This window comes from Pseudomonas sp. PGPR40 (assembly GCF_022014505.1).
In the GTDB taxonomy this organism is placed as follows: domain Bacteria; phylum Pseudomonadota; class Gammaproteobacteria; order Pseudomonadales; family Pseudomonadaceae; genus Aquipseudomonas.
Genome location: NZ_JAKLSP010000003.1, coordinates 206346 through 219312, shown reverse-complemented (window position 1 = coordinate 219312; position 12967 = coordinate 206346). Strand labels below are relative to the sequence as shown.

The window sequence follows — 12967 nt, the reverse complement described above, 5'->3', positions numbered from 1 at the left end:
TCTGGCGCCATGACAAAAGTTGCAGCCATTTGCCTGGCGACGACACCCTGAGGAAAATCCAGGGCAGGACATTTCTTCCTACAGTGTAAGATGTCGCCTATTTTACGCAGCAGGAAATTCCCATGAGCTTCAATCTGGCCGACAAACCCCTTGCCGAGCGCGCGGCGCTTGAAGATGAAAAATCCCGTCTGTTCGAACTCTGGCAAAACAACCTGGGCAAAGCCAAGGGCGAGGCTGCACGGTTGTTCGGTGAGCGTGCCAAGCGCAAAGGCAAATGGGCCGAATGGGTCCGCTCCGAACTCGACGGCATGTCACCCCCGGAATTCGCGAACATGGTGCGCAGTGAAGTCAATCGGCTGATGGCCGCTAAATAAATTCGACCCTATCCCCCCGTAGAGTGGGAAAAGGTCGCGATAATCGCCTCGCGCACTTTCAGCACCACCGGATCGAGCTGCGTACTGGTGCGCCAGCCCAGCTCGATCGGATAGCGTGGCAGCGCCAAAGGGCAGGGCAGCAGCGCCAGTCCACTGAGCGCGGCGATACTTCGAGCCGCATGAGCCGGGATGGTCGCCACCGCCTGACTGCCCTTGAGCAGATACGGCAACGCGGCAAAGTGCGTGGTCGACGCGCATACCCGCCGACTCAGCCCCAACGCCGCCAGGCCTTCATCGGTAATCCCGATAAAACCGCCCGATGACACCAGAATGTGCTCGCGTGCGACGAACGCCTCAAGGCTGAGAGTCTGCTGTCCTTCGGTCAGACTGCGGGGATCCACCAAACACAAATAATCTCCCTCACCCAGTACCTGACGACTGAGCAAACGCTCGGCAAACCCGCCTGCCGTGATCGCCAGATCGATGCTGCGCTCCATCAAGGCCCGGGCGACGATCTGGCTGTGGGTTTGGCGAAAGATCAGTCGCAGTTTCGGCGCGCGATCAGCGATCTCTTCGATCAATCGTCGCCCATAGGCGATTTCGAAATCATCCGACAAGCCGACCGTGACCGAGCGTCCTTCGTACTGGTGGGCGGCCGGATCGACCATCGCCAAACTCTGTCGGCATTTATTCAGGGCATCGCTGATCACCGGTTTCAACTGGTTGGCCTGGAGCGTCGGCGCAAGACCTCGGCCAGTGCGCACGAATAATTGATCGCCATACACCTCACGCAATCGGCGCAACGCCGCGCTGACCGCCGATTGCGTCACGCCCAGACGTAGCGCGGCACGGCTGGCGCTGGATTCTTCATGCAGGGCTTCGAAGACTTTGAGCAGATTGAGGTCGACCCCGCACCGACAAAGATGCTGGACTTTCTACTTTGAACTTTGCAAAAAATACAGAGAGTAATTGATATGAAAAAAGGGAAAAAAGGTGATGTAAAGTCATAAGGATTTAGAGTTTCTTGTTTTTTTGCTGTTGAAAAGTCCATGGTGGTTGCAGCCTAGCGACAGACTAGATGGATATTTTATCGTGGAGACAAAAAGTATGGACTTTTAATCGCGGACTGTTTAGAAGGAGATGGATTTCTGCTTGTCACGTAAGTTATTGATTTTTAGATCATTAATTTGAACTTTCTCATGGGTCGAAGTTTTCTTTAATAGTGCTCGTCTTTTGGTTTGGAGTTTTTAACAGAGAAAAACTATTATCAAGTCGGCGAGTGGCTTGATAGCTTGATCTCTGCTGTTGTGAGGATGCCCCCAGAGTACCTAAGAGGATAAAGGCAGCCCTTACTTTCCGAAGAATTAATTTCTTGGAGGTAAGGTATGTCTTTTTTTTATCTATTGCCTTTCTTAGGGGTTGTTGGCGAATGCGGTTTCGCTTGCTGCTCCTTGTCTCCCGATCTGCGCTCTCGCCCTTGGTTATCCAGCCTGAATAATAGCGGCATAGCCATATTTGTTCGGTTGATGTACGAGTTTGACTTCCGGGCTGACACGTTGATAGGGAGGCGCCGCGCCCAATGTACTCGTCAATCATCTTTAAATAGTCCCGGAGTCGCTTTGTGGTCACTTCCGCGGTCAATCTGTAGCTGTCGGGTAAATAAAAATTTGTTATGTCATGAACTTTCCTTCGCCTGTGGAGGGCACTGCTATGCAAGATGAAAATTCCGGCTTGTTCGGCGAAGCGCCATTCCAAAATATTTCGCGGCCCAAGGGGGCCCATCTGTTCCGGGTTTACAGCATGAAGAACCGAAGTCCATTTGATTTTTATTACCGGACACAAGTGATAGAGTGGGCTCGTTTAGAATTTGACGGGCATCTCTTAAGTTTTACTCCCGTCAATAAGGTTTTCAAAACGACGGATGGACGTCTGTTTGTCGCATTTAAACTTGTCTATCTTAACTCCGAAACTTTGGTGTATATCGCCGAGTCGGGGCTCGAGACGGTGGAGAAAGCATTCGAGCAATGCTGCCAGGCAGTGGGCGTTGCCAGCAAACGCCTAGGACAAGAAGTGATAAATAACGCCAAGTTTGAAGTGTGGAACCGTTTTAAAATTTTGTCATTTATTACGCGATGGAAGGATGAAATTACTGCTGAGAATGTCAAAAGGTTTGTTTTCAGTCTCAGCCATTGCTCTTCATGTGCGCTTGACAGTTTTGATCAGCTTGACGGATTCAGCGATGGCAGGGGGCTGGCGTTCGCGCTGGAAATGGTCAGAGTTGGAAAATTTCAACTGCCCTCTCTGCACGAACGATGGATCGCTAGCAATACGCTAGTTGTATGTTCTTCGAAAGGAGACGTTTAATGAACGACCAAAAACAGCGATTTTCCAAATCTAGGCTATTGCTGCAGGGTGTAAAATTTGAAGATTGGCAGACGCCTGACTTGCGAGTATTGCCTGAGGAACTCAGGGGGAAGGTTCAAAATCGAATATCCGCATTGAAGGCATTCTTTCTTCAGGGGGCGAGCTGTGAGGAAATTCAAAATAGATACGGTGTGGCAAAGTCTTCCTTATATCTGATGATCGAAAAAGCACTTCAGCCTGATAAAGTGGGGGAGTATATAGGTTATCGAGCTGCTATTTCGCAGTTTCGAGTCAAGCCCAATGAGCGCCACATGGATTTGACGGGTGAAGGAGATCAACAGCAAGCGTTCGGTGAGGCTGGTGTATTTTCAGAGTTACTGAAACGTCATCCCGAACTTGACAGTTTGATGCGGCGCTATGCCAGTCTGTATAGATCTCGTAAGGAAGGTGGAACCAGACGGCTGGTGGATTTTCATAACGGGTTCTTGACGAAATGCAAAGAGCTCGGGATTTTCGCTCCCCGGTATCCTTTTACACGAGAGGATAAAGCGCTACGAAGTTTCGCCAGACATTTGCACAATAAAGCGAGAGAAATCGCGCAAGAAAAGCGCGCGCAAACTCGGAGCGCCGAAGATCTTGCCATCCTTCCTCCTATTGAACCGCTTCAAGAAGTGGAGCTGGATGGCCATAGTCTGGATATACGTCTGACGGTACGAGAAGTTGACACTTACGGGTTAACTTGCGTGACGGAAATTCTCACGCTGTGGGTCATTCTAGTGATCGATGTGTTTACCCGATGCGTGCTTGGTTATAGTTTGGCGTTGGGTAAGAACTATGATCAGACGGATGTGCTCACCGCCATCTATAACTCGTTAGCGCCTCATAAAAGACCTCCCGCTGTTATTCCAGGACTCAAGTATAGAGCGGAGGGTGGATTTCCAAGTGACAAAAGTCCGGAAGTGTTCTGGTGTTGCGGGTTAGTGTACAAACTCGATAATGCCATGTCCCATAAGGCTAAGGATGTCGAGGCTAAACTGCGTGATGTTGTAGGCTGTATTGATGACTTTGGACCGCCTCACCGACCCAACGAACGAGCGATTGTAGAAACTTTTTTCCGTTATTTGGTGGATAATTTCTCTCATCGGGTAATAGGCACAACGGGGGCGCGCCCTAAGGATGAAATTATCAAGCGTTTGGCGCCAAAAGGAGGCGATTTATCGCTTCTATTGACCGTTGAGGAATTGCATCATGCATTGGATGTGGTGATATCTGACTACAATGGCCGACCGCACACAGGGATAACTCCTCACAGTCCCCTCCAGCTTTTTTTACGTTCGGTTGCAGAGCGGGAGCTCATCTTCCCCAGGTTGCGTCCTGAAAATCGTGACATTCGTAAGTTTATCTGTCGGACCGCCATAGTCCCTGTTCACCAAGATGGACCGCAAAGCGCATTTATAAATTTCAAAGGGGCCAGATACAGAAATTTGCCTGTTCTGAGCTTTTCTGTAGGTGGCGAAGTGATGGTCGAATGGGACCCGATGAACATTTCTTATCTGCGTGTTTATGATTTGAAGGGGGGTTATTTGGGGGAGGTTTTTCCCCCAAGCCTTTGGAGTTCTCCTCATAGTGAGAAGTTGCGACTTAGACTTCAGCGCAGTCTTAAAAGCGGCCAGATTGCGTACCGGGAGGGTGATTCCATACCCGACTTATTGCACTCGCTGCAGTTGTCGGAGGGGTGGAAAGAACGCGAAACAGCAACGTATAACCTTAAGCATCTAGGGGCTGCTACGTTACCGTCAAAAACCGAGCGGCCGCCTAAACCCGTCACTAAGCCAATTGAGCGCTTAACCCTAGGGTATATACTGACGGGGGATAAAAAATGACAGCTCTGGACACTTCTATCATCAGACCTAAAGCAATTGAAGAACACCCGTTGTGCTCGCAAAATTACCTCGTGCCTACCGATTCAATCTCCCTAGTGTGGGAATACCTAGATAAGACACTGCGTCGACGCTCGGGCGGTTTTGTCATGTGGGGGCACTGGCGTATAGGTAAATCATCGGCCATCCGATATCTACAGAAGGTAGCACAAGCTAAATATAAGGGTCTATTCACAGCTACTTTAGAAGGTGAAACAAAATTATATATTTCGGAGCGCGATTTTTTTGCAGATCTATGCAAGGAACTCGGAGTCAGTACCAATGGCTCCTCCGGTGAATGCAAAAGGCGTGCAGTGGACCGAATGATTTTGATGGGTGAACGAAACGCAAAACGTTTGTTTCTGTTATTTATAGATGAGCCGCAAAAATGGACAGACCTGCAGCTGAATTGGCTGTGTGAAATATATGATAAGCTAGAACGACACAATGTTCGGCTGATCTCTGTAATGGTCGGTCAAAGTACCCTTGTTGCATTCAGACAAAACTATATTGACCGGGGGAACGGTATACTGACCGATCGCCTGATGAGAGAGGCCATTGAGTTTCATGGTGTCAGAGATCCTGAAGAACTTAAGGTGGTTTTAGGCGGGTATGACACCATCATAGAGTCTGACTTGGCGTGGCCGTTTACCCGGTTTTTCTTTCCGCAAGCGTATTTGGCCGGCTTTCGCCTGCAAGAGGCGACTGAGATAATATGGAATGCGTTTGTCGAGGCTATTGATGCTAATGGTAAACTTTTAGAGCATTGGATTCCGATGAAGCATCTCACCATCTTGGTCGAGACCTTATTTCAGGAGTACTGCTTTAGGGATGCGCCTGATTTTACGATTGATAAAGAGCTTATTGGTTTTTTGCTCGCCGAGGGAGATTTTTCACTCTATTTAGCGACGCTCTCCAGCCCGTCGAGGCATGATTATGGAAGGTAATAGTCTTCAGCAGCTAATAAATACCGACCGCTCACCTCAGTTGGCTAAGCTGAATTATTCGTCAGGTGGGACCATTGATCGGTATGAGTCCATTTATGCCGTTTTGTGTCGATTTGCCCTCGCGAATACGCTATCAAAAAGGGATCTGGTGGATCGTTTTAAATCCAGAATACTGACCTATTATTCCGGCTCGAAAGGCCTGGCGGATATGGCTTTAATCAACGCTGAGCAGGCAATGCGTTGGTTAGGAGTCAGTCAATCTCAACTCAATGAAATGTTTTTCTCGTTGCGTCCTGGATTTAAAGCGCCTGTCGGCTGCCCGTATTTTCGGTACTGCTCAATCTGCGCCAGTGCACACAGGCATTACACCATATTTCAAGTTGAAGCACTTAGCAGATGCCCATTCCATTCCCTCCCCCTGCGAAGCAGTTGTGCTTATTGCGGCAAATCCATGTTGTATAATTGGAGCAGCACGCTGTTGAGTCACCCATTTCGCTGTGCTCACTGCCGAGAACCTCTGGGCGTTCGACGTGGGAACATTGTTTTTTTCGACCTGCACACGATAACGCGTGCTCACCGTATTGCGTGGGCGAATGGACAACGGACCACGGTGCAGTCTTTAAACGGCGGTGCGGTTGAGGAGTGGCCCGGCTACATTGTTTGCGGTTCCCGTGGTGGTGACTTCGATCAATGGTGTGCCATGGCGAACTTGCCACTGTATGGACATGATTGGAATGATAAGGACTGGAGCAGTTGTTCCGGTTACATTCAGATTAGGGGGGCACGGGTCAGATCACCCCGCAAACGGTATTCGACTAATGCTGCAAACTCCCGCCCTGAGGTCGCCGGTTACCTGGTGCAATGCTTGAAGTCAATTTTACGCCATCTGCGTAAGCGCTGGCATATTGCACATCTGTCTGCGAACACTCTAGATGGCTTGCAAAGGCATCGCGAGGAAGCCTATTGCCTCCTCTTAAGACATTGGTGTGGACATTCCAGTGAGCCGTGTGTGAGGGGAGAAGGGGGGAGACGCAGCGTCTCGTTGTCCGTGATAAACACGTGGCTCTGTGGTTCTGCAAAGAGTGCCGATGCGCATGCGGTGCCCTTGAGCGTCACTGCTTGGTTTCTCACACATCAATTCTGTGACTGGGTTGTGGAATCTATTGCGACGATCGCTCGTATGATTGATCGTCCCTCCTCAATACCGGATACCTGCCTGCTGGAGCAAATTCAGCGTCCACGAAAACCACTCTGGTTAGTGGCGTTCGTCGAGCCGGCATCGTTCACGTCGTATCGCGTACTCCATTACCACCATTACTCTGCTTGTCTGTCGTCTGAAGAGGCATGGTTTGGTTCATCTGATGGGGGTAAGTCTGTTGCTGTCGTGCCATCTGCAGTTCATATCACTGGCCATGCGGCCTGTTGAACTCGCTGCCATTGAGGCCGCAAGACTCGGTGGTGATTGCGTAGGGTTGAAAGAGCATAGAGCGGAGAGCACGTCACGATGCAGCACCTATCGTCGGCCCCTGACACTGTTAATGCAGTACTTCGACCCTTTCGCCTTGGCGTCCTCTACGCCATTTCAATCTTGTTCAGGAACTTTCGCTTCGTTTCGGGTCTTCGGGTGAAGGCAGTAGTGAGGTAGCGCGGCTATTGAGCAGCGAGCCCGCTTGAAAGTAGCCCATGACGGTGGTGACGCTGCGGTGTTCGGTCATGGCCATCACTTCGCCTAATGGCACCCCCTGACGTCCCGCTTCGGTGACAAAACCCGAGCGCAAGCTGTGTGCCGCCCAGTCGCCTTCGAGGCCGGCCAATTTAGCGCGGCGCTGGACAATGCGCGCCACCTGGTCGCTCGACAGACCGTCAGTGGCGACTTTGCCGCCCTTGTGCAGGCGGCGAAACAGCGGGCCACTGTCGGCTGGCGCGGCAGCCAGCCAGGCAGTGAGGGCGTGTGCCGCCGGCCCGCGCAACGGCTTCTCGCGACGCACACCGCCGGTGTCGGTCTTGGTCGCGCCCAAGGCGTACAGCCAGGTGTCCGCATCCAGTTGGCGTACATCGCCGACTTGCAGGCCCACCATTTCCGAACGCCGTCGCCCGCCACCGCTCCAGGCCAGCAGGAGCAGGGCGCGATCGCGAATACCGCGCACGCCATCGTCGCAGGTGGCCAGCAGCGCCTGCAACGGCTCAAGCACCATCGCGCTCTTCTTACGCACCGTCACGCCTTGACGTGACTGGGCCTTGCGCGCTTCGCGCAGCAGGGTTTTCAGCGCCGACGCCTCGGTTGGGCTGTCCCACTCATTGACCCGGTGCCATTTTCCGAGCACCGAAAGACGGTGACTGACGGTGTTGAAGGCCAGCGCCCCCAGTCCGCCCTTGACCCGGGCGGCGACCAGAGCGGCGTCGATCGCCGGCGGCAGCAGGTGCGCCCAGGTACCGTCGCTCAGCGGCCGGGCCAAATGATCAAGGACGAACTGAATCGCCACCGCCGGCGGCAGCGGGGCTTCGCCCAGCGCCTGGCCATACCGCAACTGCAGCCAGGCCGACCAGTAGGTGAGGGCGCCGCGGTAGCTGCGTACCGTGTTCGTCGCGGTGCCCGCAGCGATGAACGCGGCCGCGGCTTCCTGGGCGTTGAGCGCCAGAACATGCGGGTCGAGGGGCGTTGCGTCGACCAGCGCTAACTGATCGGTGTTATTGAGTACGGCCCTCGGACTGAAATTTCCGTCTTCGGAATTAACGGCGGATAACATTCTATTATCAGACCTAGCCAGAGGTGGGTCATGGCGGTAGGGGTACCGGAACACGAGGTGTTTGCCGCCGCGGATGCGGTGTTGGCGCGCGGCGAACGGCCGACCGTGGAGCGTGTCCGTCTGGAACTGGGCCGCGGCAGCCCGGCGCGCGTCGGCAGCCTGCTCGATCAATGGTGGGACCCGTTGGTCGGGCGTTTGCGCGGTGAGGCCCGTCTGCCGGGATTGCCGGCGGAAGTGGCACAAGCCTTTGTCGCCATCTGGCAGCAGGCGATCAAGCTGGCCCAAGGTGTGGTCGAGCAATCTTTGGAGAGTCAGCGCCAAGTCCTGGTGGTCGAGCGCGAGCAACTGGCTGCAGTGGAAGCGCGGGTGCGCCTGGAGGAGGCGCAAGCTCGCCAGCAAACGGCCGAAGCATTGGCCGCCCGACAGACCGCCGAGACCCGACTCTCCGATTTGGAGCAGCTGTTGACCCAGCGCTTGATACAAATCGAGGACCTGCGGCAGCAGCGGCACGAGTTGCTCGGTCAGCTTGACGAGGCGCGGCAGCAGTTGGGCGAGGTCCGTCAGCAACTACAGGTAAGCCAGAAGCAGGCTGAGCAGGCACGGTTTGAGCAGCAACGCTACACTCGCGATGTGGAAGATCGTGCGTTTCGCGAGATCGATCGGGCTCGCGAGGAAAGCAAAGCGGCGATCACTCAGCTTAAGGAAGCGAATGACCGCTTGCAGGCCATGCAGCAGACATTGCTGACCAGCCAGCGAGACCTGTCCGAGGTCCGCGAACAGCGCGCCACCGCCCAAACTCAAGCCAATGCTCTACGCGACCAATTAGAACAGCACCACCAGGCGGGCGCCGACGCGGCTGGACAGCACCAGGCCATGCTGCAGCGCTTGCTGCGCACCGAAGCTGAGTTGGCCAATGTTCGCGAACAGGCCGCTGCGGCGCAGGCCCGCGCGGAGACCTTGGGTGAACAACTGGGTATGGCCAACCGGAGTACAAGCACTGCAGAGCGCCCTCGACGTCCACGCAAAGCGCCGCCGAAAACTAGCTGACACGCCAGCAGTAGTCAGCAGACGGCGATGGAGATGATGTTTGGGGTGATAGCCGACAACAATCAGCGCCTCCCTCGGTGCAAGTTCCTCAGGTAGATGTGCGCGCTCACAAACTGAGCTTATTTCGGACTAGGTACCCCTGATTTTCGCGCGTACGTGATGCGATCACTTCTCGCCGAGGAATCTCGACTCGCGGGACCAAAGCGCCACCGGCGTCGATCCGCAGCGAAAACCGCAATGGCGGGAACTTCCCCCTGAGTTGCGGTCCCTCGCGCTACAAGGACTCGCCTTGGTTCAACTAGCAAGCAAGGCGTCTTCAAGGTCAGGATAAAGGCAGGCGCTGTTTGCTCGACATTGAATGCTGAACATTTGGTGGATGCTGGCAGTGCGTGATGCTGAATCGCGTATCACCATAGTGCCTTCGCGGTACGTAAAATCTCGCCCATATAAGCAACAGCTTTCCCGTTCGAGTTGCTCAGAATCAGATCATCATTAGAGAGCAAGCTCTAGCACACTGCGTTCACTGCGGCCCTGCCACCGCCTGCGCAACTGGCAGAACTACGAAAAAAACCGGCAAAAGCCGGCTCGATATGCGTCCCATTACAGAAGGAGCTGTAAATGGTTAGCTTCGACGCAACAGCGGTGATGTGCGTGGCAACACCGCTTTGCAAATGGTACCCGACACGGCACGAAGCGGTCAGAGTAGGGATATTTCTTCTTCAAAATGGGAACGCGAATTGCACCCAAAACTTATCGCCCTTAGAACGATTTTCTACGTCAAACTCATGTTGGTATTTAGCGATTACCGCAACCCCAGGGGAAATCGTATAGCGTATTTGTGGGCCAATTGCAGCGGCCTGCCCCCTGAAGCCATCTAAGTAGGTATGGCCCTCTAGCTCATCATCAGTGACCTGTTTTGTGTAAAAGCCCTGAATACCAAGTTGCCATTTATCATTGAACGAGTACCCGAACAGTGCTTCTCCACTAAGCACTGTTCCCGACTGATAGTTCGTATCATGATTTTTTGTGTAAACCTCAGCTGTGAAGGCAGTTGAAATTTCTATTTTTGGATTGGGAAACCAAGTGGCCTGCCAGTTTGGCATAAAGGCCAAGTGATTCTGGCCAGTGTTGGCAATCCTGTTTTTGTCATATTCTCCGGTAGGAAGTGCCATATCAAAAGGCGCTAAAAACGTGAAAAAATTGTGTACCTCGTTGACATAACCAAACATCAATGGGTGAACAATCACGTCCCCAATATTGTTTTCCACGTCCTTTTCCCCGAAAACTGTCGTGGACACATGAAATAAAGGAACTATCACGCCGGTCGCCAAGGTGAACGGGCCAAGCATCTGATTCCATGTATGCACTACCCTAGGAGCGTCAACGACTACTTCCGCCGAAAACTTCGGAATTGAGCTTTTACCGTCAGACCCACGAAAGCTTTCTGCTCGATAGTATTGAAAGTAGTTGTAGAAATAGGTCTGTCCTGGCGTCGGCAGAATTCCGTTCAAGGCGGTATTCACCCCAACTGGATAGTTAGTTAGCCCATTTTCGGTAGCATCTACATCATTTGCCATAGTAGCTAAAAAAAGCGCGCACGAAGCTGCCAAACCATAAGATGCTTTAAACATTGTCTGGTACCGTATTTTTATTTTTGTAGTAGCCCGCGAAAAAGGGGGGGCGTCTCTTCTGAAATTTTTACTTTATTACCGGGATAAGCAGGTAACTTTGAAATTCCCCACCTGAGTAAACCGTGTGTTTGCCCTGATTATTCGAAGCGTAATGACCCGCTGCAAAGAGTCCAGGACGATATTTTTGAATATCGCTGCCTTGGATGATGATCCGAAGTGTTTCCCCCTCTTCGAACCGCGTGCTCGCAGGCCAAATCTCAATATCAAGCTGAACTGGAACGCCAGGACTCAATGGTTGCTTCTGACTGTGCGAATGAAACGGCTGAAAGTCTGTAGAGCGAGATTCATCGAGTTCTCGATGTGAAGCTCTCAACCAGCCAAGAGCCGCGATACCGTCATCGTAGGTTGCAAAAAATGGAAAGTTCACAAAATTGCTTTCTTTGTCCAGCTTCTGGATTCCCACGTAGACATCAGCGTCGGAAGCTTTATCTGTGGAAAGCCAAATGCGAAGCTTGGAGTGCCCTGTCAATTCCGTCTGCTTGGAAAAAGTGTAATCAAAGCAAAGCCGATCTACATTGGTAGAAACGTAGACACTCTTCGATACCGTTGATACGGGATCAGCTTTTAAAGTTGAGTTTGAACCATCCAAGTACAGTTTTTCATAACTGGTACGAGCAAGCGGCCATTCATTCTCCGTCCGCACTTCGCCTTCATAAAAGCTGTCTCTTACTTCTAGCTGAACGGGTGGCCATTCTTTAACTTCAGTGTCGAGACCTTTTAGATAGTGATCAAGGAACGCCATTTGCTTACGAACACTTTCATCTTTGTAGTAATACTGCCATTTTTTTCGCCCGTGAATTTCTAGAAATTTATCTTTCGAGCCAATACGCTTAAACGCCTCCAAGGTTCCCCGGGTGTGCAGCGCGTGATCAGTCCAGCTGGCTACGATATATGCAGGTACCTGAATAGCTTCCAGATTTGGTAGCTTATTTTGCCAGTAATCATCGAATGTAGGGTGGTCGGCCATCGCAGCTGCAATATCTTCCACATACCCTTGGGAATAGCTGACCAAGTGCTGCCATGCTTCGGCAAACTGGGTATTAGGTATCCCTCCGTGAAAAAAGAACTCTCGGTAGACATCGGTCACCCCCTCCCAAGGGATGATAGCGCTGAGGTGTGGTGGTTGGAGCCCCGCAGCTCCCCATTGACTGATGGCCAAGTAAGAGACACCCAGCAGACCGACTTTACCGCTACACCAAGATTGCTCTGCAGCCCATTCGATGACGTCATACTCATCCTCAGCCTCGGCCTTACTGAAAAAGGAAGCATCGCCACCGCTACCCCAAGTTCCCCTCACGTCAGGAAACAATAAGGCATACCCGGCTTTACACCAGACTAGGGGGTCTGCAGCTTCGAAAGGGGTAAATTCCGACACTGATCCTGGGGGCACTTCCGCGCCCGGCCAGCCGTCGAAACTGAGATGAGGATGCTTACCATAAGGCGCCCAACCGATTACGCAAGGCACATCTCGGGCATCACTCGGACGGTAGAGGTCAGCATAAATTATCGTTCCATCACGCAGTTTTATCGCGACATCCTGCTGGAAGATGATGCCTTCCGCGACCTGCTTGGTCTGAGGATTGAGACCAGGATATCCCCCTTGCACAGGAGGAGTACCTACACGAGAACGTGCGAAATTCTGATGAGTCATATCTCAAGCCTCTTATTTTTATATTCAAAGGGCTTCAGCGAGCAGAGCAAGGATTCTCTGAACTGAGCTGGTATCGAGTCTGCTACAGGGGGGTAGAGAAGTTAAATGACCTTTTTCGATCTCAACAATCGATGCTATCACTCATTATTTTTACGAGCTAATCGTATAGCGCATTATGGATGTCCGAATGAGTTGGCGATCAATCCAATCGATGGCAGCGATCATTT

The 12967-nt window shown here is 52.2% G+C and carries 9 protein-coding genes; 5 read left to right on the top strand and 4 right to left on the bottom strand.

From position 1 onward, the window contains the following. The first annotated feature begins 122 nt into the window (after positions 1-122). Positions 123-374, top strand: a complete 252-nt coding sequence (locus MEB48_RS04915; RefSeq protein ID WP_007937833.1) for a hypothetical protein — start codon at positions 123-125, stop codon at positions 372-374. 8 nt (positions 375-382) lie between these two features. Here MEB48_RS04915 and MEB48_RS04910 read toward each other — a convergent pair whose 3' ends face one another. Then, positions 383-1270, bottom strand: coding sequence for a LysR family transcriptional regulator (locus tag MEB48_RS04910; RefSeq protein WP_237882522.1), 888 nt, complete (start codon positions 1268-1270; stop codon positions 383-385). 814 nt (positions 1271-2084) lie between these two features. Between MEB48_RS04910 and MEB48_RS04905 the strand changes: the two genes are divergently transcribed. Genes MEB48_RS04905 through MEB48_RS04895 form a run of 3 tightly spaced genes read left to right on the top strand, consistent with a single transcriptional unit; the run spans position 2085 to position 5604 of the window. Beyond that, a complete protein-coding gene (locus MEB48_RS04905; protein WP_237882425.1) occupies positions 2085-2738 on the top strand; it encodes a hypothetical protein in 654 nt (217 codons plus the stop codon). Beyond that, complete coding sequence (locus MEB48_RS04900) at positions 2738-4621, top strand: Mu transposase C-terminal domain-containing protein (RefSeq protein WP_237882423.1); 1884 nt, start codon at positions 2738-2740, stop codon at positions 4619-4621. The genes MEB48_RS04905 and MEB48_RS04900 overlap by 1 nt, the downstream gene beginning before the upstream one ends. Then, positions 4618-5604: an ATP-binding protein gene (locus MEB48_RS04895; RefSeq protein ID WP_237882421.1), complete on the top strand. Its 987-nt coding sequence runs from the start codon at positions 4618-4620 to the stop codon at positions 5602-5604. The genes MEB48_RS04900 and MEB48_RS04895 overlap by 4 nt, the downstream gene beginning before the upstream one ends. Positions 5605-7196: 1592 nt before the next feature. Here the strand turns inward: MEB48_RS04895 and MEB48_RS04890 are convergent. Continuing rightward, positions 7197-8351 (bottom strand): site-specific integrase, encoded by a 1155-nt coding sequence (locus MEB48_RS04890; protein ID WP_237882419.1) that lies wholly within the window; start codon positions 8349-8351, stop codon positions 7197-7199. Positions 8352-8381: 30 nt separating this feature from the next. Here MEB48_RS04890 and MEB48_RS04885 point away from each other — a divergent pair, with 30 nt between their 5' ends. Next, positions 8382-9398 carry a DNA-binding protein gene (locus MEB48_RS04885; RefSeq protein ID WP_237882417.1) on the top strand — a complete coding sequence of 339 codons (1017 nt, stop codon included), beginning with the start codon at positions 8382-8384 and terminating at the stop codon, positions 9396-9398. A gap of 719 nt (positions 9399-10117) precedes the next feature. Here the strand turns inward: MEB48_RS04885 and MEB48_RS04880 are convergent. Further along, the gene (locus MEB48_RS04880; protein ID WP_237882415.1) at positions 10118-11029 is read right to left on the bottom strand and encodes a SphA family protein; all 912 of its coding nucleotides are present in this window, start codon (positions 11027-11029) and stop codon (positions 10118-10120) included. 67 nt (positions 11030-11096) lie between these two features. Further along, complete coding sequence (locus MEB48_RS04875) at positions 11097-12740, bottom strand: CocE/NonD family hydrolase (protein ID WP_237882413.1); 1644 nt, start codon at positions 12738-12740, stop codon at positions 11097-11099. Between the last annotated feature and the right edge of the window lie 227 nt (positions 12741-12967).